This is a genomic window from Bacteroides sp. MSSM.1001136sp1_RTP21357st2_D2_RTP21359_211015, from assembly GCF_040913205.1.
Lineage (GTDB): Bacteria > Bacteroidota > Bacteroidia > Bacteroidales > Bacteroidaceae > Bacteroides > Bacteroides ovatus.
The window spans coordinates 12939-33340 of record NZ_JBDFVF010000006.1 but is presented as its reverse complement, the minus strand read 5'-3'; the positions used below and the strand labels follow the sequence as shown (position 1 = coordinate 33340).

At 42.4% G+C, this 20402-nt stretch carries 19 protein-coding genes and 2 tRNA genes; 5 read left to right on the top strand and 16 right to left on the bottom strand.

Annotated elements, in window-relative coordinates; all coding sequences use genetic code 11:
• Positions 1 to 16: 16 nt before the first annotated feature.
• Together AB5217_RS06045 and AB5217_RS06040 are read right to left on the bottom strand one after the other, a co-directional pair.
• Positions 17 to 1669 carry a flotillin family protein gene (locus tag AB5217_RS06045; protein WP_004304550.1) on the bottom strand — a complete coding sequence of 551 codons (1653 nt, stop codon included), beginning with the start codon at positions 1667 to 1669 and terminating at the stop codon, positions 17 to 19.
• A gap of 20 nt (positions 1670 to 1689) precedes the next feature.
• The gene (locus AB5217_RS06040; protein ID WP_004301750.1) at positions 1690 to 2187 is read right to left on the bottom strand and encodes a hypothetical protein; all 498 of its coding nucleotides are present in this window, start codon (positions 2185 to 2187) and stop codon (positions 1690 to 1692) included.
• Positions 2188 to 2316: 129 nt separating this feature from the next.
• Here AB5217_RS06040 and truA point away from each other — a divergent pair, with 129 nt between their 5' ends.
• Genes truA through AB5217_RS06025 form a run of 3 tightly spaced genes read left to right on the top strand, consistent with a single transcriptional unit; the run spans position 2317 to position 4747 of the window.
• The gene (gene truA / locus AB5217_RS06035) at positions 2317 to 3120 is read left to right on the top strand and encodes a tRNA pseudouridine(38-40) synthase TruA (RefSeq protein WP_004320895.1); all 804 of its coding nucleotides are present in this window, start codon (positions 2317 to 2319) and stop codon (positions 3118 to 3120) included.
• Positions 3121 to 3149: 29 nt separating this feature from the next.
• Entirely contained in the window at positions 3150 to 4052 is a 903-nt protein-coding gene (locus AB5217_RS06030; RefSeq protein WP_004301754.1) for a DMT family transporter, read from the top strand.
• 44 nt (positions 4053 to 4096) lie between these two features.
• Positions 4097 to 4747, top strand: a complete 651-nt coding sequence (locus AB5217_RS06025) for a DUF3256 family protein (protein WP_368112665.1) — start codon at positions 4097 to 4099, stop codon at positions 4745 to 4747.
• Here AB5217_RS06025 and AB5217_RS06020 read toward each other — a convergent pair.
• From AB5217_RS06020 to AB5217_RS05980, 9 genes are all read right to left on the bottom strand, one after another.
• Positions 4739 to 5827 (bottom strand): phosphotransferase enzyme family protein, encoded by a 1089-nt coding sequence (locus AB5217_RS06020; protein ID WP_004301757.1) that lies wholly within the window; start codon positions 5825 to 5827, stop codon positions 4739 to 4741. The two genes, AB5217_RS06025 and AB5217_RS06020, sit on opposite strands and share 9 nt — an antisense overlap.
• 30 nt (positions 5828 to 5857) lie before the next feature.
• Positions 5858 to 9199, bottom strand: coding sequence for a glycoside hydrolase family 2 TIM barrel-domain containing protein (locus AB5217_RS06015; RefSeq protein ID WP_371260251.1), 3342 nt, complete (start codon positions 9197 to 9199; stop codon positions 5858 to 5860).
• Positions 9200 to 9271: 72 nt separating this feature from the next.
• Positions 9272 to 10162 carry a YitT family protein gene (locus AB5217_RS06010; protein WP_004301761.1) on the bottom strand — a complete coding sequence of 297 codons (891 nt, stop codon included), beginning with the start codon at positions 10160 to 10162 and terminating at the stop codon, positions 9272 to 9274.
• 114 nt (positions 10163 to 10276) lie between these two features.
• Positions 10277 to 11686, bottom strand: a complete 1410-nt coding sequence (locus AB5217_RS06005) for a Gfo/Idh/MocA family protein (RefSeq protein WP_004304575.1) — start codon at positions 11684 to 11686, stop codon at positions 10277 to 10279.
• Between the two features lie 306 nt (positions 11687 to 11992).
• The gene (locus tag AB5217_RS06000; RefSeq protein ID WP_004320892.1) at positions 11993 to 13252 is read right to left on the bottom strand and encodes a Gfo/Idh/MocA family protein; all 1260 of its coding nucleotides are present in this window, start codon (positions 13250 to 13252) and stop codon (positions 11993 to 11995) included.
• A 62-nt stretch (positions 13253 to 13314) separates the two neighbouring features.
• A tRNA-Gly gene (locus AB5217_RS05995) sits at positions 13315 to 13387 on the bottom strand.
• Positions 13388 to 13395: 8 nt separating this feature from the next.
• Positions 13396 to 13478 (bottom strand) — tRNA-Tyr (locus AB5217_RS05990).
• A 50-nt stretch (positions 13479 to 13528) separates the two neighbouring features.
• The gene (ribH, locus tag AB5217_RS05985) at positions 13529 to 14023 is read right to left on the bottom strand and encodes a 6,7-dimethyl-8-ribityllumazine synthase (protein WP_004301766.1); all 495 of its coding nucleotides are present in this window, start codon (positions 14021 to 14023) and stop codon (positions 13529 to 13531) included.
• A gap of 156 nt (positions 14024 to 14179) precedes the next feature.
• Positions 14180 to 14863, bottom strand: coding sequence for a tetratricopeptide repeat protein (locus tag AB5217_RS05980; protein WP_004320891.1), 684 nt, complete (start codon positions 14861 to 14863; stop codon positions 14180 to 14182).
• A 160-nt stretch (positions 14864 to 15023) separates the two neighbouring features.
• Between AB5217_RS05980 and recF the strand changes: the two genes are divergently transcribed.
• Entirely contained in the window at positions 15024 to 16142 is a 1119-nt protein-coding gene (gene recF, locus AB5217_RS05975; RefSeq protein WP_032843094.1) for a DNA replication/repair protein RecF, read from the top strand.
• The gene (locus AB5217_RS05970; protein ID WP_004301769.1) at positions 16129 to 16416 is read left to right on the top strand and encodes a DUF721 domain-containing protein; all 288 of its coding nucleotides are present in this window, start codon (positions 16129 to 16131) and stop codon (positions 16414 to 16416) included. The genes recF and AB5217_RS05970 overlap by 14 nt, the downstream gene beginning before the upstream one ends.
• On the opposite strand, the gene AB5217_RS05965 is transcribed toward AB5217_RS05970, so the two are convergent.
• The 5 genes from AB5217_RS05965 to AB5217_RS05945 are packed head-to-tail and all read right to left on the bottom strand — an operon-like array spanning position 16403 to position 20396.
• Positions 16403 to 17194, bottom strand: coding sequence for a histidinol-phosphatase (locus tag AB5217_RS05965; protein ID WP_368112664.1), 792 nt, complete (start codon positions 17192 to 17194; stop codon positions 16403 to 16405). The two genes, AB5217_RS05970 and AB5217_RS05965, sit on opposite strands and share 14 nt — an antisense overlap.
• On the bottom strand, positions 17139 to 17666 hold the full coding sequence (locus AB5217_RS05960; RefSeq protein ID WP_004301771.1) for a 5-formyltetrahydrofolate cyclo-ligase: 528 nt from the start codon (positions 17664 to 17666) through the stop codon (positions 17139 to 17141). The genes AB5217_RS05965 and AB5217_RS05960 overlap by 56 nt, the downstream gene beginning before the upstream one ends.
• The gene (locus tag AB5217_RS05955) at positions 17644 to 19392 is read right to left on the bottom strand and encodes a S41 family peptidase (protein WP_032843098.1); all 1749 of its coding nucleotides are present in this window, start codon (positions 19390 to 19392) and stop codon (positions 17644 to 17646) included. The genes AB5217_RS05960 and AB5217_RS05955 overlap by 23 nt, the downstream gene beginning before the upstream one ends.
• A gap of 30 nt (positions 19393 to 19422) precedes the next feature.
• Positions 19423 to 19872, bottom strand: a complete 450-nt coding sequence (locus AB5217_RS05950; RefSeq protein WP_004301773.1) for a dCMP deaminase family protein — start codon at positions 19870 to 19872, stop codon at positions 19423 to 19425.
• A gap of 8 nt (positions 19873 to 19880) precedes the next feature.
• Positions 19881 to 20396, bottom strand: a complete 516-nt coding sequence (locus AB5217_RS05945) for a DUF4847 family protein (RefSeq protein ID WP_004301774.1) — start codon at positions 20394 to 20396, stop codon at positions 19881 to 19883.
• Between the last annotated feature and the right edge of the window lie 6 nt (positions 20397 to 20402).

The following is a 20402-nucleotide window of genomic DNA, read 5'->3' as shown; positions in this document are numbered from 1 at the left end:
TTATGTTGGATTACAACTATTTCTTATCTTTTTTCTCGTCAGCTTTTGTTGCAGGCTTTTCCTCCGTTTTGCTTTCCGGATTGATAATACCCTTCACTGTTTCACCGATAGGAAGCTTGTCCAATACGCCAAGGCTCGGAGCTACTGTCTTTACTAATGTGTTCAGGAAATTGCTAGTTCCACCGTTTCCTCCGTCGAATACAGTGATATTTCCTAGGTTCATGTGTTCGAACGCCTTCACCTGTTCGCCGGCGATTTCCTTCCACTGGTCTACCATCTTATATTGGATAGCGATAGCTGGATTCGATTCAGCTGCTCTTACCATTGCTTCGAAACCTTCTGCTTCCGCAAGTAATGATTTCTTCTTACCTTCCGCTTCTGCTTCCAGTTTCAATTGGATAGCTTTTGCTTCCGCTTCGGCTTGTGCTAAAGTAGCCTTTGCGCGTGCTTCCGCTTCGCGGGTAATCTTTTCAGCGATGGCATTTGCTTGCAGGATAGCTTCCTGTCTGGCGATTTCCGCAGGAACAATCTTTTCAGCCTTCAATGAAGATTCCACTTTCCGTGCCTTAGCTTCTTCCACTTCCTTTTGCGCAATTTCGCGTGCAGTTTGTACGGCAGCTTCCGATTTTGCGGCAGCTTCACCTGCTTGCTTATCGGCATTAGCTTGTGTTACAGCTAGTTCTGCATTGGAGAGTGCTACCTCTTTCTGTGCGTCATTTCGTCCGATGGCAGCTTTCTTGGCAGCTTCCGCCTGTTTGATTTCCATATCCGAGTTTAGTTCGGCAACACGGCTTTCTTTTTCTGTATTTGCCTGCTCGATACGGATATTCTTTTCAGCTTCAGCCTTTGCTACTTGTGATTCTTTTTCTGCATTGGCAATGGCTACTTGTGAGATTCTGTCCTTATCTGCATTTGCAACGGAGATTTCTTGTAGTTTTTTGGTTTCTGCAATAGCAATATCCTGATCTTTGCGGGTTTCTGCTACTTTCGTTTCACGCTCCTTTATTTGATTAGCAATTTTGATAGCACCCAGCTTTTCCTGTTCTTCGATGTTAGCCTGTGCCTCGTTCAGTGCTTTACTTTCAGCTTCCTTACCTAAATTGACAATGTAGTTGGCAGCATCGCGAATATCACTGATGTTGATGTTCATCAGATACAAACCGAATTTGCGAAGTTCAGTATCAATATTATCTTTCACTTTAGCCAGGAACTTATCCCGGTCAGAATTTAATTCTTCGATAGTCATATCGGCGATCACCATACGCATCTGACCATATACAACATCAGTAATTAAGTTCTGCTTGTCATCCATCGTCAGACCCAGCATACGTTCTGCGGCATTCTGCATCACTTCGGGATCTGTGCTGATGGCTACGGTGATTGTAGTCGGCACATCTACACGAATATTCTGAGCGGATAGCGCACCGGTCAGTTTACATTCGATCTGCATGGGTTTCATGGACAGGAATTCGTAGCCTTGAATAATAGGCCATACGAAGGCTGCACCACCGTGGTATAGTTTTGCCGACTTTTTATCTCCTCCCGTTTTACCATATACGACGAGTACCTCGTCACTCTTACATTTGCGGTAACGGGAAAGGATACCAATGAAGGTAAGCAAAATGACTGCCACTAATATAGCAGCCATTATCAACATTTCTTGTGTCATAAAATTATGTATTTGAATAGTTATTGAATGAACAGTGTTCCGTCTTTGTAACTGGTGATGATTGTTCGGTCTCCAGTCTGGTATGTTTTTCCGGATTCGGAGATGACGTCTACTTCACGCATGGCTCCGTCCCGGGTGGTCTGTACAGTATATTTGCTGTCGCTTTGCTTGAAGTAGATGGTACATTCTCGTCCCACAAGTTGATCTGTCTGTTCAGAATGATTTACTTGTTGCAGTTGATAAGCTTTCTTATAGAGAAACCACACAGCGAGAACAAAGAAAAGACCCACCAGAATTCCGATGACATAACTTTGAATTTCAGTGTTTCCCGCTAAATACATGTACCAGCCGAATCCGATTCCAAAATGAGTTAGTCCTTTAAAAGAAACTACGCTACTGATGTCAGCATCTACGTCTACATCTGCATCTATGTCTCCGAAAAAGATGGATAGAACGAATTGGATTACAAATATTCCTGTTGTCACAAGGGCAATAATAAGGAAAATGGTACTACTCATAATTGTGAGGTATTAGTGAATCATGATTATTTTGTTCTCCAAATATACAGGTTTATGCGAATTATACAAAGATAAATGAGATAAAATGACTACTTTTGCGCGCGAAAACCCTAAAAAAGAGGAATTAGCGTGCAAAGGTATTTTATTTATTTGGCTTACGACGGAACCAACTATCACGGTTGGCAGATTCAACCGAATGGGATTAGTGTGCAGGAATGTCTGATGAAGGCATTGTCTACCTTTCTGCGTCGCGAAATTGAAGTAATAGGAGCAGGCCGGACGGATGCGGGAGTGCATGCCTCTCTGATGGTTGCTCATTTTGATTCCGATGAACTGTTGGATACTACTTCTGTAACTGATAAATTAAATCGTCTGCTACCTCCCGATATTTCCATTTATCGTGTTTGCCGGGTTCGGCCGGATACCCATGCCCGTTTTGATGCGACTGCGCGAACTTATAAATATTATGTGACGACATCGAAATATCCTTTTAACAGGCAATATCGCTGGCGTCTTTATAACCAGTTGAATTATGAACGCATGAACGAAGCAGCGCGTATCCTTTTCGAGTACAACGATTTTACGAGTTTCAGTAAACTTCATACGGATGTAAAGACCAATATTTGTCATATTACTCATGCAGAATGGACGCAGGAAGAAGATGCTACCTGGGTGTTTACCATTCGTGCCGACCGTTTCTTGCGGAATATGGTGCGAGCCATTGTAGGCACGCTCATTGAAGTGGGACGCGGGAAACTGACTGTTGAAGGTTTCCGGCGGATTATAGAACAGCAGGACCGTTGTAAAGCCGGGACATCTGCTCCGGGGCAAGCCCTGTTTCTGGTCAACGTGGAATACCCGGAAAGTATATTTGAATGTGATGACCAGCAATCATCCATAACCGGCGAACCGTCTGTCGCTGATAACTTATAATTGGTAATTAGTAAATAATAAATATTCTCATGTGGTTATTATTAGCATTCCTCTCGGCTACTTTGCTGGGCTTTTATGATGTATTCAAGAAGAAATCGTTGAAAGATAATGCAGTACTTCCTGTTTTGTTTCTAAATACATTCTTTTCCAGTCTCATCTTTCTACCGTTTATCCTGATATCCGTTTATCAACCGGACTTGTTGGGAGGAACAATATTCAATGTTCCCGTTGCTGGTTGGGAACAGCATAAATATATTATCATCAAGTCGTTCATCGTATTGTCTTCGTGGATATTCGGATATTTCGGAATGAAACATTTGCCCATAACCATTGTAGGACCTATCAATGCCACCCGTCCGGTGATGGTGCTCGTGGGAGCTATGCTGGTATTCGGTGAACGATTGAATCTCTATCAATGGATTGGTGTGATGCTGGCCATTGCCTCTTTCTTTATGTTGAGCCGTTCGGGAAAGAAAGAAGGAATTGATTTTAAGCATAACAAATGGATCTTTTTTATTGTACTGGCTGCCATTACAGGTGCTATCAGCGGATTGTATGACAAGTATCTGATGAAGTCTCTGAATCCGATGCTGGTACAATCCTGGTATAATGTTTATCAGGTGTTTATTATGTGTCCTATTCTGTTATTGCTTTGGTGGCCTAAAAGAAAGTCTACCACCCCGTTTCGCTGGGACTGGACGATTATCCTGATCTCCATTTTCCTTTCTGCTGCCGATTTTGTTTACTTTTACGCATTAAGTTACGACGATTCGATGATTTCTATTGTTTCGATGGTTCGTCGGGGAAGTGTGGTTGTTTCTTTCACTTTCGGTGCGCTTTTCTTCCGTGAAAAGAATTTAAAAAGCAAAGCGATTGACCTTATACTGGTGTTAATCGGAATGATATTCTTATATTTGGGGTCTAAAAGTTAAAACAGTTACACAAGACTGTTTGTCATAGGTTAAATAAGATAGATATGAAAATAAATAAACTTGTTATTACTATATTCTTCTCTGCTGTCGGACTTTTTGTTTCGACTGCTCTTCAGGCACAAGAGGCCAAAACGTTGTTTGTGAATATGCCGGATTCTCTAGGTCCCTTGCTTACAAAAGTGAATCGTGAAGATTGCATAGACTTTCTGGAAAGTAAGATGAAAGCGCAAGTAGAAAACCGTTTTGGCAAGAAGTCGGAGATGACTGATCTTAGCAAAGACTATATCCGTATGCAAATGTCAGCTCAATCGACCTGGCAGATGAAAGTGTTGGCATTAAATGATTCAACGAACGTAATCTGTACAGTCTCTACTGTTTGTGCTCCTGCCTGTGATAGCAGCATCCATTTCTATACGGACGACTGGAAACCGCTTACAACATCTCTCTTTATTACCCTGCCCCTGATGGATGATTTTCTGAATGCTCCCGATTCAGCAGGAGTTTATGAGTTTGATGAAGCACGCCGTTCGGCAGATATGCTATTGATGAAAGCCGATTTTAATAAAGAAAATACGGAACTGACACTTACGTTAACAACCCCCGACTATATGTCAAAAGAAACAGCAGAGAAACTGAAACCGTTTCTCCGCCGCCCTGTAGTCTACCATTGGAAAAATGGAGCATTCTCAATTTAATAAGCATTCGTTGATGAACGCTATCATTTCCGGTGTGTTTGCTTCCACACTTTGAAGTAATTTGAATTGTGCTTTGGTGCGAACGAGGTTATGTTCCGGATATTTGATTTTATAATAAGTATCTCCGTTGATATAATCTGCCAGGAACCGTACACACTGCATGTATGGGAATAAAGCCGCCGCATAAGGAAGATTCTCAATCTCGATCTGAGTCAGGAATGATTTGGCTCCTTTCAGATAGCCCTTGGTAAATGCTTTGAATATTTCCATATTGAAGTTTACACGATCAAGGTCTTTGTCGTCTTCATCACCTGTGTTGGCACCTGTACGTAAGAAGTCACCATAATCGGAGAATATAAAGCTAGGCATTACCGTATCCAGATCAATGACACAAAGCACTTTACCATCCTCGTCGAACATCATGTTATTCACTTTCGTATCGCAATGGCAAACGCGTTTGGGAAGTTTCCCTTCACGATATAAACGTTCAGCCTTACACATTTCATCTGCGCGTTTCTCTATTTCATCCAGATAGTACTTCACTTCTGCTACCCGTCCGGCAGCATCCTTCGCAACGGCTTCACGTAGTTGTTTGAGACGGAACTCCATGTTGTGGAAATCGGGTATGGTTTCACCCAATGTTTCCGGAATATCGGCCAGCATAGCCTGGAAGTTACCGAAGGCTTCTCCTGCATAATTGGAATATTCGGGATTTACCGTCTCATACGTTTTTGCACGTGGGATGAATACCATCACACGCCAATAACTGTCACCGTCAAACCAGTATGTTTTACCTTCTTCTGTTTCGAGGAAACTCAACACCTTGCGGTCTATATCCGATTCTCCGGCTTCCGTCAGTTTCTTGCGAATGTGATTGGTAACAGCGCTAATATTGGATTGAAGCATTTCTACATTCTGGAAAATGGCATGATTGATGCGTTGCAAAACATAGTCGGGAGCATCTGCTTCTTTGGTGTTTACTTTATAAGTGTCGTTGATAAGTCCTGCACCCAAAGGTTTGATTTCTTCTATCGTACCTTGGACTTTAAATTTAGCTACGATGCTAGATAAATCTTTCATGTTTTTTTTCTTTAAAAATTTATACTAAGGTTATCGATAATCATATTTAGCAGCTTCGTTGGCCTGGTTAGCCGAGCGAACGGGTACTAATGTGAAGCCCCACTGGTAATCACGGTTAGCCGGGATCTGGTGGAAAGGTTCCGGGCGAGCACCCCAACTGTCATATCCGCCTACTCCTTGTTGCTTCATATCTACACAAACCTCAACGAAATCTCTGGGAGTGATGTCGTTGACATGATGCATTCTCCGTAATACGTTGCGGGCAGCGTTCTCGTCGTGATTGGCAACCTCTTCCGGGCTGAAGTTATTCCATTGGTAAGGGTGGGGCAGAGCTTCTTCAGAGTCAAAGTCTTCGATAGAGTTGCGCAAGGCATTGAAACCGATAAGACTGTCCGCTACCAACACCAGGCCGTTTCCTTTATTAGGAGATAAAGCGATCCAACGGGTATCAGTGTGATGTCCGTTTTCCTGTGGACGCACATAGTTGAAGTACATTTGATCCGCTGTTGTCTTATATACGCCAACGAGCGTTCCGTGATTGCGGTCGATATAATTCTCTTCCGGGCCACGGCCAAAGTATTGTACATTGTTCATCTGTGCCGGCAAGCGGAAACGCACACCGATACGGGGGACTTCCAGTTTGGAGGCAGCCTTACGGGCAGCATCACTTCCGGGGGTAAATGTAGCCATGCGGGTAGCTTCGGAAACTTCTGTTTCTGTAGGCTGCATATCCGTTGATGTGAATTTGGCATTTACGTTAACTATTCCGTTCGGATAGATTTTGTAAGTGACAACATACAAGTTGCCGGCAGCCAGTAAGTAGGTTACATTTAAGGAGACTGCTTTATCTTCTGCTGTCATGGTGGCATCCGTTATGCGGAAGTTTTTGCTTGATTGTTTCCATACCTGCAAACGTTTAGGAGTGCTGTTACCATAGTCATTATCATTAGGAGCACGCCAGAAGTTAGGCTGAATACCAAATCCGTCTTTGAAATATTCTGTACCATCTACTTTATACGAGGTTACTAATCCGCTATTCTTGTTGAATACAAAGTTTACTTTGGAGGAAGAAACGATTAATTCATCTCCTTGAATCGTTGTTTTCAATGCCGGACCGTTTGCTTTATATATACTCTTCTCTGCCTGGATAGGAAGTTGGAACTGGTCGTATGCAATTTCATATCCGGTTGGAATCAACGGTTCAGGCTCTGTGGTTGTTACACTGAAGTTGACAAAATATTCTGTTCCCGGTTGGGCTTTCAGACCATTTACCGGTACGGTGAATTCTTTAGAGGCTTGCGGAGCAATATCCAAAGATACTTTTCCACCTTTTATTGTCTTTCCGTTAGCAAGTACATTGTAGTGAATCTGATATTTTTTCAGGTTAGTGAAATAGAAACGGTTGGTGATTTTGAATATACCGGCTGCGGCATCTACTGCTTCAAAACCTACATTCTGATGTACATATTTCACTTCAGCCATTGCCGGATGCGGACCACGATCCGGATTGACAAGACCGTTGCAGAGGAAGTTACCATCGCTAGGTGCGTCTACGCCGAAGTCACCTCCGTAGGCCCAGTATTCTCTTCCATTCTTATCTTTTTGGAGAAGACCTTGGTCTACCCAGTCCCAGATATATCCACCTTGGAGATTCGGATATTTGTAAATTGCCTGCCATTGTCCCCACAGGTTTCCCGTGGAGTTTCCCATGGCATGTGCATACTCCGAAGGAGCTACAGGACGGTCGCTACCATTCTTTCCGATATTTTCCAGCCAGTCGGCACCCGGATATTGCGGAACATACATATCGGAGTTCCATTCCCATTGAGCACGTTCGTAGTTGACCGGACGATCCATCAGATCTTTGTCTGCCTCTTTCAACCACAAATAAGTCTGATAGAAATTATATCCGTTTCCGGCTTCATTTCCCAGCGACCAGAATGTAACGCTCGGATAATTCTTATTACGTTCAAACATATTGATGGTACGATCCATGTGCGGTTTCAGCCATTCGGGATTGTTACCCAGTGAACCGCCTTTCCGGAGATCATAATACATTCCGTGGCTTTCCACGTTGGCTTCATCATATACATAAAGTCCGTATTCATCACAAAGCTCATAGAAACGGCGGTCTTGCGGATAGTGGCAAAGGCGTACACTGTTTAAGTTATGTTGTTTCATCAGTTCGAGGTCACGGCGCATTAAATCCTCTGTAACATAATGACCTGTTGACGGATTATGTTCGTGGATATTTACCCCTTTCAGTTTCAGAGGCTGACCGTTGATGAATAAGCAGACATACGGTTTTCCGTTAGCAGCCTTCTGTTCGATAGGCTTGATCTCAATCCGGCGGAATCCTACATTGAAAGGAATGATTTCATTGATTTTGCCATTCTCTTTTACTGTCATCAACAGTTTGTATAGATTCGGATGTTCGGAGGTCCATGTGCTGACATCTGTCAGATTCTTATCGAAAGAAAGTGTACGTACTTCGTTCGATGGAATATAGGCTGTCTTCTCTTCAGTAGCTACAACTTTTCCTTGTGCATCTAATAGTTCATAAACTAATGTAAGATTAGTTGCAGCCTTTTCGTGATTTCTCAAATCGACATTTAAACCGAAGATTCCATTTTTGTAACTGTCGTCCAGCGTAGACTTAATTCGGAAATCTTTGAGAGCTGCTTTAGGCTGTGAATACAGAAAAACATCGCGTTCAATACCACTCATACGCCAGAAGTCTTGACATTCAAGATAGGAACCGGTGCTCCAACGGAAGATTTTAACTGTAAGTATGTTCTTTCCCGGCTTCACGTAATTGTTGATAAGAAATTCTGCCGGATTCTTGGAGTCTTCGCTATATCCTACTTCTTGTCCGTTGATATATACATATACGCCGGACTTAGCTCCTGCCAAATGCAAGTAGATATCCCGCCCGTCCCAGTCTGCCGGAATATCGATGTCCCGGCGATAAACTCCTACCGGATTGGCTTCGGGAAGAGTAGGAGGTTGTGGATTGCGCGGTTTGAATTCATAACCATGATTGGTGTAGATGGCTATTCCGTGTCCTTGTACTTCCCAGTTGCCGGGCACCTGAATATCATCCCACGAATCTGTATTGGTGTTCGGATCGGTAATGTTTTCGGGAAGTTTTTTATAAGAGTCTACAAAGTAGAATTTCCAGGTTCCGTTCAGCAAGCGGTAATACTTGCTTCGTTCGAACTTGCCACTCAAGGCATCAGCGCGATTGTTGTATGTCATAAAAGAAGTACGTGGATACTCTTTGTTGACTTCAACTACCTGTACGTCCTGCCAATAAGGTTTCACGGCTTTCTCAGCCATTGTACTAAGTGTTGTCAGGGAAAATATTCCCATGAAAATGCCTGTTAATAAGTTGGGGGTTGGTCGAAATTTCATGTTTCTCAATATTGGTTTTTCATTTCTTTTTTATTTTACTTTGATATGATCGAATCCTTCTCCATATACTCCAATGACAGCACTCTGCGATACAAATGCATTCGGGTCTATGTCTTTTATCAACCGGAAGATGATAGGCGATTCCCTTTTCTTGGCTAATACAAACATCATCTTTACTTCTCGTCCTGTATAAAAGCCGGTTGCATTGATAATCGTTACTCCCCGGTGCGGATATTCGTTAATATGCCGTCCAATTTCTTCATATTTGTTAGATATGATAAAAAACTGTACGGATTGGCGGGCGCTATTCACTACCTGGTCGAGAACGAAACTACAAATATAAAGAGTTACAAACCCATACACCACTTTTTCCCAGTCTTTTAAGACAAAATAACTGGAAGAAATGATAATCATATCGCAGATGAGCACGACTCTTCCTAATGTGATGTCCCGGTATTTGTTGATGATGGCTGCAATAATATCTGTACCTCCCGTACTTCCATTAGCCGAAAAAGCAACACCTATGCCGCCTCCACAGAAGGATGCTCCGATGACACATGCCATAAAGGGCTGGTCGTGGAGAAGCCCGAAACCTGCCGTCAATTTTTGAATGACGGACAGAAAGAAGGTGAGGGTAAATACACCAAAAATAGTTTTGATGCAAAACTTTAGTCCCAGCAACTTGAGGGCCAGTAGTAGCAAGAAGAAGTTGATGCTGAAGTACGTATATTGTACCGGAAAACCTGTGGCCCAATATACGATAGAAGCAATACCCGGTACTCCCCCGGTGGTGATATCGTTAGGCAACAGAAAAACGGTCCAACCGATACCATACAAAATCATGCCGATGGCAATCATTACATAATCTCTGGCTTCACGGATAATGCTTTGCTTAGAAGGCTTTGGAATAGCTGTTTTCATAAACGTGATTATGATAATCTATAAAATGTTCAAACACGAACCCATGAATAATCCGGCTTTAGAGGAGAAGCCGGATTGGTTCATTATGCTCGTGCTAAAAGGAAATATGCTGTTTTATTTTGCAAAAGCGTGACGGTAGCCTTGTACTTTATTCCATCCGCCGCGAGTGAAGTCGGGTACTTCTACCGGAGCTGAATTGTTCTCGATAGAAAGTCTGGTAAGTTCAGCCATGCAACACCATTCTGCCAGGTCATAAACGTCCATATCCAATGGCAGTCCATTCTGCAAGCAATATGCCAGACGGTAGTCCATGATAAAGTCCATACCACCATGTCCACCTACTTTCTTGGCTGTTTCTTCCAACTCTATATGAATAGGATCTTTATATTTATCCATCAAGGCTTTTTTTACGTTTTCAGGTACAGAACCATGTGCATTCAGATTCTCATGATTAGGCACATCTTTTGAATCAACTTGTGAAGGTCGCAGGCAATATTCTTCAATCGGATATTTGCTTGCGTAACCATCGGCTCCCACTATCTGATACATACGGCTGTATGGGCGTGGAGTCATTACGTTGTGCTGAATCAACATTGTTTTACCGTTCTCTGTGCGAATCAGGGTAGAAGTCTGGTCACCATTCTGGAAGTCAGTCACCTCTTCTCCTGTTTGTTTCTTAATATAAGCCGGTCCGTTGACAGCTTTCGTATCCATCGATACCAATGTTTTCATGCGGTCACCACGGTGGATATTAAGTACCTGACAAGCAGGGCCCATGCCATGGGTAGCATATACATCACCGCGGTGTAGATGATTATAATCCATTCGCCAGTTATTCCAGTATTCAGGCCAGAAATCTTCCAGATTATGGATATATGAACCTTCTACATGAAGTACTTCTCCGAATACGCCTTGTTGTGCCATATTTAAAGAAGTCAGTTCAAAGAAGTCATATACGCAGTTTTCGAGCTGCATACAATGCTTACGTGTCTTTTCGGAAGTATTGATTAGCTGCCAGATTTCATCCAGTGTCATGGCGGCAGGAACTTCGATAGCTACATGCTTACCGTGTTCCATGGCATAAACACCCATTGCTGCATGATGTTTCCAGTCGGTGGCTATGTATACCAGATCAATATCGTCCCGTTCACAAAGTTGCTTCCATGCCTCTTCCGAGCCACTGTAAGAAGCAGCTTCAGGAAGTCCGGCATTCTTCAAAATTTCTTGTGATTTTTCAACACGTTCGGGAAGCAGGTCGCATAATGCTACAATCTTAGTTCCCGGGATATGGGTCCAGCGTGCCACGGCACCAGGACCACGCATTCCTAATCCGATGAAACCGACACGAACGGTATCAATTTTAGGAGTAACGAGTTGGATTACATCTTCTTGTCCGGCAGGGCGGGCAGGAGTTTCTACTTTGATAGGAGTAAAGGCTTCGGGAGCCTTTGGTTGTAGAGTACAACTGGTGTGCCAAGTTAACAAAGCCAAGCCGATAGCCGTGACTGTAAATAGTTTCTTCATCATATTTTAAAGTTTTTAATAGGGGTTATTCGATGTTTTTCATTTACGTGTCAAAAATAGTAATTAATTAGCCAACTATTTATATTTATAATCGATATTTTCATCATAAAAGTTTCTATTATGAGGTAAAAGATGAGTCTGACTTTTTCTACCTGATTTTGTGTAGGCTTATGTGATGTCAAATACATATAAAAGACATGCCATAAAAAGGCTCTTCCTAAAAAGAAGTCACCTTTTTAGAATTGCTTAACGTTTACTGCTCCTGTTGGGGTAAACTACCTACTTCGTCTGTACTTCTGATAGAACCTAGTATTTGTATTTTTTCCAGGCTCCCCTGGTGAAATCCGGTATTTCTACTGCCATGCTCTTATTCAGTACAGATTTTTCACTTAGTTCTGTGATACACGACCATTCGGCTGCATCGTATACATCCATATCCAGTGGAAGCCCGTTGCGCAGACAATGAATAAGGCGGTAATCCATAACATAATTCATTTCATTGGGTAGGCCTCTGCGATGTGCTTCTTCGCCAATGGTTGCGCTAAAAGGATGTTTATAGCGTGCCATCATTTTTTCTAGCAGTTCTCCTTCAAGTGGAGTGTCTCCATTAGGATCTAGGGCGATACAGGGGACAGGGTATTTTTGGGCGAATCCCAGTGTGCCGCATACTGTTTGAAGGCGGCTGTAAGGACGTGGGGTGGATATGTCGTATTGAAGCATGATTGTCTTCCCTTTGAGCGTGTGGATAAGAGTGGTGTTTACGTCTCCCAATTGATATTTCTGGTGGGCTTCCGGTGAATATTCGCCGAATAGTCTGCGGGCATACTCGCTCATTCCTGCCTGATGAGTAGACATGGACACGAGATATTCCATTCTGTCACTGCGATGAATATCCAGTATCTGGCAGGCGGGGCCCAACCCATGAGTGGGATAAGGATTGCCTGTATGTTCGATGCTGTATCTTTTTCCCCAATGGTTGTGATAGCCGCCTTCGCTCTCTTCGGCAAAGTACATTGAACGAAGATCGTGAATGTAGGCTCCTTCTACATGCATGATTTCTCCGAACAATCCTCGTTGGGCCATGTTGAGAATCATTAGTGCAAAGGGATCATAACAACAATTTTCGAGCATGATGCAGTGTCGCCTGGTTTTTTCTGCAGTGTCTACCAATTGCCAACATTCTTCCACGCTCATAGCAGCCGGAACTTCAATAGCTACATGTTTATTGCATTCCATTGCGAAAGTTGCCATTGGAGTATGCATTAACCAGTCGGTGCAGATGAATATTAAATCTACTTCATCCGATTCGCACATCTTCTTCCATCCCTCCACTCCGGTATATCCGGTGGCTTCGGAACGGTCGGCTTCTTTTAATAGTTGTTGGGCCTTACTTAGATTTCCTTCTCTTATTTCACAAAGAGCTTTGATTTCTACTCCTTCAATTTGCAGATAACGTTGTAAGGTGAGCAATCCTCGATTGCCCAGTCCTATAATCCCGATGTGGACAGTGGGGATAGGGGGATGTGCTAGTCGGAGTACATGCGATTGTACCGGAGAATTTTTCATAAGCTTAGCGGTCTAAAATAAAACAAAAAAAGAGAATCTAATTTCTCAGATTCTCTTTGGAGAGCGGAAGACGGGGCTCAAACCCGCGACCCTCAGCTTGGAAGGCTAATGCTCTATCAACTGAGCTACTTCCGCAATTTTTGTGGGCAAAGATGGATTCGAACCACCGAAGTCGAAAGACAGCAGATTTACAGTCTGCCCCATTTGGCCACTCTGGTATTTGCCCTTTTTTGCTTTTGAGGAGGTTTGTTTCTCAATTGCGGTGCAAAGATACAACTATTTATTTAAACTCCAAACAAAATCGATCATTTTTATTGCAGTAATTGCACATTCATCTCCTTTGTTACCCAGTTTGCCACCGGCACGATCCTCTGCTTGCTCCATTGTATTTGTGGTAATTAATCCGTAAATAACTGGTATATCGCCAGTTGCGTTTAATTCGGTAATTCCTTGGGTTGCTCCCATGCAAACATAATCAAAATGTGGGGTATCTCCTTTAATTACGCAACCAATTGCAATAATTGCATCAAGATCGCAATTTTCCATCATTTGGTTGGCTCCAAAAGTAAGTTCGAAACTTCCCGGTACAGTTTTCACCAGAATATTTTCGTCTTTTGCTCCATGTTTTTTTAATGTATCGACTGCGCCTTTCAGTAAAGCACCGGTAATATTGAAATTCCATTCGGATACGACGATACCAAATTTCATTGCTTCTGCATTCGGAACGGAATTGAAATCATATTCGGATAAGTTATGGTAAGCTGTTGCCATAGTTAATTAAAAGTTGAGAATTATAAAATGAAGATTTGAGAGTATGAGAGATTTAAGAAGAAAGGCACGGATTTCACGGATTCCACGGTTTTAATAGATAGTCCGCTTAATCCGGTGTAATCCGTGCCTCGATTTCCTTATATAATAGATGGTATATTATTTTTTCATCAATTTAGCTTGCTCGATATATTTGTCGATGTCCATAGCCTGATAAGATTGGAAATATTTATCCTTGATCTTAGTGTAAGCGTTTACAGCATCGTCATATTTTCCCTGTTTTACCAGGATTTCACCAGCTTGTATCAGGAAGATCGGGCTTAATGTGTTGTTGTCAGCTTTGTCTGCTGCCGACAATAAAGTAGAAGCCGCTTTGTCTAATTGGCCAAGTTGTGCGTAGCAGTTACCTGCAGCACCCAAAATTGCCGGAGCAACCATTTGGTCTTTTCCATTGAAGCTGTCCAGCATCTTCACTGCTTCTTCATATTTGCCAAGTTGTGCGTAGCAAATACCAGCATAAGCTTTTGCCAAATTGGCAGCTTTTGTTCCGCTGTAGTCATCAGCAACTTTTAGGAAACCTGTATAACCGATGCTGTCACCGTTCAAAGCCTGTTCAAAAGCATCCTGTTCAAAGTATTCCTGTCCTTTGAAAAGAGCTGCCTGTGCTTTTTCTTCACGTGGTTCAGCATAGAGGTTTTTGTACATGATAAAACCTGCTACAATAATAATCACAGCAACAACACTGCCAATAATTGCGTTTTTGTACTTGATAAGAAATGCTTCCGATTGTGTCAGTGCATCTTCTACGTTCAGATGTTCGTTCTGATTCTTTTGTTCTGCCATTTTATATGATTCTTTTTGTTATTATTCACAGTTTGATATTTCGACTCGCAAAAGTAGTTTTTTTATATCTACAAACGAAATTTAGAAGCATCTTTTTTTGTTTTACACCCGAAAACCACGAAAATCTTGCTACTTTTGTGAACAAATTAACGTGTACACAATGATACTGAAACGAATATCCATATTAAACTATAAGAATCTGGAAGAGGTAGAACTGGGATTCTCTGCTAAGCTGAATTGTTTTTTCGGACTGAATGGAATGGGAAAGACGAATTTGCTGGATGCGGTGTATTTCTTGTCTTTCTGTAAGAGCTCCGGAAACCCGATTGATTCTCAAAATATTCGTCATGAACAAGATTTTTTCGTGATTCAGGGCTTTTATGAAGCGGAGGACGGAACTCCTGAAGAGATTTATTGTGGGATGAAACGTCGTTCGAAGAAACAATTTAAGCGGAATAAGAAAGAATATAGCCGTTTTTCGGACCACATCGGTTTTCTGCCTTTGGTGATGGTTTCACCTGCCGATTCCGAATTGATAGCCGGGGGAAGTGAGGAGCGTCGTCGGTTTATGGATGTAGTGATTTCGCAGTATGATAAGGAATATCTTGAAGCGCTGATACGGTATAATAAAGCATTGGCGCAGCGTAACACATTGTTGAAGAGTGAGTTTCCGGTGGAGGAGGAGCTGTTTCTTGTATGGGAGGAGATGATGGCGCAAGCCGGTGCAATCGTATTCCAGAAACGTGAAGCGTTTATCCGGGAGTTTATTCCTATTTTCCAATCTTTCTATTCCTTTATCTCGCAGGATAAAGAGGTGGTGGGATTATCTTATGAGTCTCATGCGCGGGATGCTTCTTTGTTGGAAGTGTTGAAGCAAAGCAGGGAGAGGGATAAGATAATGGGATTCTCTTTGCGTGGGATTCATAAAGATGAGTTGAATATGTTGTTGGGTGAATTCCCGATAAAGAAAGAAGGTTCGCAGGGACAGAACAAAACGTATCTGGTAGCATTGAAACTGGCGCAGTTTGATTTCTTGAAGCGTACCGGCCGGACTGTTCCTTTATTATTATTAGATGATATTTTCGATAAGTTGGATGCTTCCCGTGTAGAGCAAATAGTGAAGCTGGTGGCTGGAGACAATTTCGGGCAGATATTTATAACGGACACGAACCGGGGACATCTCGACCGTATTTTACATAAGGTAGGCAGCGATTATAAAATATTTCGTGTAGAAGAGGGCACAATTCAAGAAACGGAGGCTAATAATGAAGCGCAATGATGCCGAACAAATAGGAAAACTGATTCAACAGTTTCTTCGTCAGGAGAGTTTGGAATCTCCGCTGAACGAACAAAGACTGCTGGATGCCTGGCCTCAAATCTTGGGACCGGCGGCGGCTTATACCAGCAATCTTTATATTCGTAATCAGACATTATATGTGCATCTGACTTCCGCAGCTCTTCGTCAGGAATTGATGATGGGGCGTGAGGTATTGGTGCGCACGCTGAATCAGAGAGTCGGAGCTACCGTAATTACAAATATTATTTTTCGTTGAAGAAAGATATTCTGTCTATAACCTTTATACCTAGCTTCCGGAATGTTTCGGTTGCACGGTTGTAATAAAAAGGGTTTTCCAAATATTGATTGTTATGGGCGTCTACGCCGATGATAGCGGTGCAACCTTCATGGGCGGCTATTTTCCAGAAATCCGGATGAGGAATGGTAGTAATACCATGAATATCATTGTACTCTTCATATCCGATATTATATTCCAACGGTAAGTTTAACCGTACTGCCGTCCGGCAGATATGTCTGCTGACTAGCTTACAATGACGATCGAACTCGGGGTAAGAACGTATAAATAAATCCGGATGGGCAAGGTAGGCAAATAGTCCGCTTTCCATTCCTTCAATAACACTCTCTTCATAGAGTTCGAGCATGTCTACCGAATCTGTATTCCGGCCGAAGTAGGGGAACTTCTCATCTGTGTGAAAATGGTGATTTCCAAAGATGATATAGTCCAGTTTATATTCTTTGATGATTCCTTTTAACCAGTGTATGTATTCAGGAAAGTATTCACATTCCAATCCTATTTTTATGCTGATTTGATTTTTATATTTCTCTTGCAGCGAACGGATACTTTCCACATATCCCGGTAACTCTTCGGGAAGCATCCGGATGTCGGATATATAATCAGTGTGATATTTCCACGGAGTGTGGTCAGAAAAGCCTAATTCTTGATAGCCGCCTTTGATGGCACTTAAAACAAATTCTTCGTCACTCCCTGTCGCATGATGGCAGCGGGTGGTGTGGGTGTGATAATTCGTCTTCATTGATTGTTATGATTATATCCATGCGGATGTCGAATGATTCCGCCGGAACTTCTTCTACTAATTGAAATGGGAAACAGATTCCTGCTTTATAGGCTGATGGTATGCGTGGCAGGAGACGGTCATAATATCCTTTTCCCCGCCCCAAACGGTTACCTTTAGCATCGAAAGCTACTCCGGGAACGACGATGAACTCTATGGCTGCATAGTCTGTGAATATTTCTCCGGTTGGTTCTGCTATACCGTAGATGCCGCTGATTGACATGTCTTCCGGCCCGGTGTATATCCGTAGTTCTAAATCATCGCCTACTACTACAGGGAGTAGAATCCGTTTTTCGCTACTCCATTTTTGAATAAAGGCATGTGTATCTACTTCGTCATTCAGCGAATGGTATAGTAATACAGTATTTGCCGCCCTGAAAGCCGGATGGGCTTCAAGGGCGGCAAGTATATTAGCTGATTGCAGTTTTCGCATAGTTGAATCCGCGTGTTGGGCCTTCAGTAATGCTATATGCTTGCGCAGTTCTTTTTTTCTTTCCATCTTTTTTATCCTTCGTCACTTCTTCTTCAACGGTTACCGGAGCTTTGGGGAAAGCTTCTCCTTTTTCAAGTATCTCAATACCTTTAATGACAGTAGCATCTGTCTTGTTGAAGTATTGGAGATAGGCTTCCAGTCCAAGCATATTGTAGATGATGTTGCCAAAGAGGTTCTTTTCCAATAGTTTGTATGATTTCTGAATGAGGATATTTCTTCTTTTCACTCCTTTACTGTCGGCAAAACGGACAAACTGTTCCACCAAACCTTGATGACGAAGATAGTTTAGTAATTCTTCCTCAGTTTCGTATTGGCTTAACTTCTTCCGGTTATTGTCGGTGTATTGGAATGTGAACTGAATAGTCAGTCCCCGGTTAATAACTGTCGATAGATAAGAAGTGACTCCCGTTGTATCCTGCGGTACGAATATATCCGGCATGATACCACCGCCGCCATACACAGTACGTCCCAAGCTGGTATTATAACGTTCGCTCTCATTCTGTTTGATACTATCACGTGAGAAAAATTCTCCATGTTCGTAACGGGTGTATAAATCCAGCTCGTAGTTACGGTCTTTACCGCTTTCGTATGGGCGTTGGATGCAACGTCCGGATGGGGTGTAGTAGCGGGCGATTGTCAGGCGGATAGCCGATCCGTCACTGAAATCGATAGGCTGTTGCACAAGTCCCTTACCGAAAGAACGGCGTCCTACAACTGTACCCCGGTCGTTATCTTGAATAGCTCCGGTGAAAATTTCACTGGCGGAAGCAGATCCTTCGTCAATCAATACAACGAGCGGCATTTTCTGACAACTACCCGTACCGTTGGCAAATTCTTCTGCACGTGGATATTTACGGCCTTGAGTATATACGATCAACTTACCTTCAGGCAAGAATTCATTTACCATGCGGATAGCAGCTTCCATATATCCTCCGGTATTACCGCGCAGGTCAATGATTAGACCTTTGCATTTTTTGTGGTTGAGTTGTGCTAATGCATTAAGCAATTCCACATGGCTGGTACGTCCGAATTTGCTGACTTTCACATAACCGATATCGTCGTTTACCATGTAAGCAGCATCTACGGTATTTTGAGGAATGTCTCCACGTGTGATGTTGAAGTGTAATAAGTCCTTTTCTCCTGTTCGTTTGATTCCCAATTTTACCTGTGAGCCTTTCGGACCTTTCAAGGTGCGCATAGCCCGTTCGTTCGTTACTTTCTTGCCGACAAACATGCTATCATCTACAGTAACAATGCGGTCGCCCGCCATTAATCCTATCTTTTCAGAAGGACCTCCCTGAACAACAGCATTGACATGAATGGTGTCATTCTGTATGGTAAACTGGATGCCAATTCCGCTGAAGCTGCCTTCCAGTTCAGAGTTGACTTCTTCGAGATTTTGGGCTGGGATATAAGTTGAATGCGGATCCAGTTCGGCTAGAATTTGCGGCATGGCTTTTTCTACCAAATCGGCCATGTTTACGGTGTCGACATATTGATCGTCTACAATGCGTAACAAAGCGTTTAGCTTATTGGAGGAACCATTAATGATACCCAAACGGTTGCCGGCAAAATGCTTGGCATAAAATGTACCGATAAGAATCCCGACTACCACACTGACTGCTATGATGACAGGTGTAAAACGTGAAGAGTTTTTTGTACTCATGTCTATTCCTTTTTTAAAACGTTCGTCTTCTTATTTATTTGGAGAGGAATTATCATCTAACTCTGTGTAGATAACTTCGATTCCCGCCCGTTTTAATAACTCTATTCCATCTTCCAGGCGATAATGCTCGGAATAAACTACCCGTTTGATTCCTGCCTGTATGATTAACTTTGCACATTCGATGCAAGGAGAGGCGGTGACGTACATGGTAGCACCGTCGCTACTGTTATTTGAACGCGCTATTTTGGTAATGGCATTGGCTTCCGCATGCAGAACGTATGGTTTTGTCAGGTTGTTTTCATCTTCACATACATTCTCGAATCCGGAAGGTGTTCCATTATATCCGTCGGAGATAATCATTTTATCCTTAACGATTAAAGCTCCTACTTTACGGCGTTGACAATAGGAATTTTCAGCCCATATACTGGCCATACGTATATAACGTTTGTCAAGTTCTAATTGTTTCTTTTCAGTGTCCATGTTGTTTACTATTTACTGCTTACTACCCGGAAAACCATACGGAAAGTTTGTTTACCGGATGCCGGTTTGTATAAAAGGTATAAGTTATTACTATCTCCTTCGTAAGATGTAGCTGCATTAAGCCCCTCTATAAAATTTTTGGCGAGTTTGTCGTCGCCATAACTACCTGCAGTGGTAACTGTAGCTTTGAAGCTATTGTTTTTGGCGTTGGCATTCCATTTTCCTTCAAAAGTACTGGTTGCAATTACAGTTCCTTTTATATTTCCGTTAATAACATCTCCATCTACTGTGCCATCAAATACAATATTATATGTACCGTTTTTATTAAGCTCTTTAATACTTGCTTTCTCTTGTTCTTCATTCTCCCAAAAGCCAAACATCTCATGACCTCCATCTACTGTGATATAATTTAGTTTCCAGGTTTTTCCTGTAAAGATAGCAGCTACATCGTCCGAATCATTACATCCTGAAAATAAAGGAAGCAATAAAAGCAATCCTACTATTTGAAATATACTTCTCTTCATATTTAA

Excerpts from the sequence above, each read along its gene's own strand:
- AB5217_RS05970 (WP_004301769.1), top strand. The coding sequence starts at position 16,129 with ATGAAGCGCAATGATGCCGAACAAATAGGAAAACTGATTCAACAGTTT.
- AB5217_RS06040 (WP_004301750.1), bottom strand. The coding sequence starts at position 2,187 with ATGAGTAGTACCATTTTCCTTATTATTGCCCTTGTGACAACAGGAATA.
- AB5217_RS05955 (WP_032843098.1), bottom strand. The coding sequence starts at position 19,392 with ATGAGTACAAAAAACTCTTCACGTTTTACACCTGTCATCATAGCAGTC.
- AB5217_RS06030 (WP_004301754.1), top strand. The coding sequence starts at position 3,150 with ATGTGGTTATTATTAGCATTCCTCTCGGCTACTTTGCTGGGCTTTTAT.
- recF (WP_032843094.1), top strand. The coding sequence starts at position 15,024 with ATGATACTGAAACGAATATCCATATTAAACTATAAGAATCTGGAAGAG.
- AB5217_RS05950 (WP_004301773.1), bottom strand. The coding sequence starts at position 19,872 with ATGGACACTGAAAAGAAACAATTAGAACTTGACAAACGTTATATACGT.
- AB5217_RS06015 (WP_371260251.1), bottom strand. The coding sequence starts at position 9,199 with ATGGGAATATTTTCCCTGACAACACTTAGTACAATGGCTGAGAAAGCC.
- AB5217_RS05945 (WP_004301774.1), bottom strand. The coding sequence starts at position 20,396 with ATGAAGAGAAGTATATTTCAAATAGTAGGATTGCTTTTATTGCTTCCT.
- AB5217_RS06045 (WP_004304550.1), bottom strand. The coding sequence starts at position 1,669 with ATGACACAAGAAATGTTGATAATGGCTGCTATATTAGTGGCAGTCATT.
- AB5217_RS06005 (WP_004304575.1), bottom strand. The coding sequence starts at position 11,686 with ATGAAGAAACTATTTACAGTCACGGCTATCGGCTTGGCTTTGTTAACT.
- AB5217_RS05960 (WP_004301771.1), bottom strand. The coding sequence starts at position 17,666 with ATGCGAAAACTGCAATCAGCTAATATACTTGCCGCCCTTGAAGCCCAT.
- AB5217_RS05980 (WP_004320891.1), bottom strand. The coding sequence starts at position 14,863 with ATGGCAGAACAAAAGAATCAGAACGAACATCTGAACGTAGAAGATGCA.
- AB5217_RS06000 (WP_004320892.1), bottom strand. The coding sequence starts at position 13,252 with ATGAAAAATTCTCCGGTACAATCGCATGTACTCCGACTAGCACATCCC.
- AB5217_RS06020 (WP_004301757.1), bottom strand. The coding sequence starts at position 5,827 with ATGAAAGATTTATCTAGCATCGTAGCTAAATTTAAAGTCCAAGGTACG.
- ribH (WP_004301766.1), bottom strand. The coding sequence starts at position 14,023 with ATGGCAACAGCTTACCATAACTTATCCGAATATGATTTCAATTCCGTT.
- AB5217_RS05965 (WP_368112664.1), bottom strand. The coding sequence starts at position 17,194 with ATGAAGACGAATTATCACACCCACACCACCCGCTGCCATCATGCGACA.
- AB5217_RS06010 (WP_004301761.1), bottom strand. The coding sequence starts at position 10,162 with ATGAAAACAGCTATTCCAAAGCCTTCTAAGCAAAGCATTATCCGTGAA.
- AB5217_RS06025 (WP_368112665.1), top strand. The coding sequence starts at position 4,097 with ATGAAAATAAATAAACTTGTTATTACTATATTCTTCTCTGCTGTCGGA.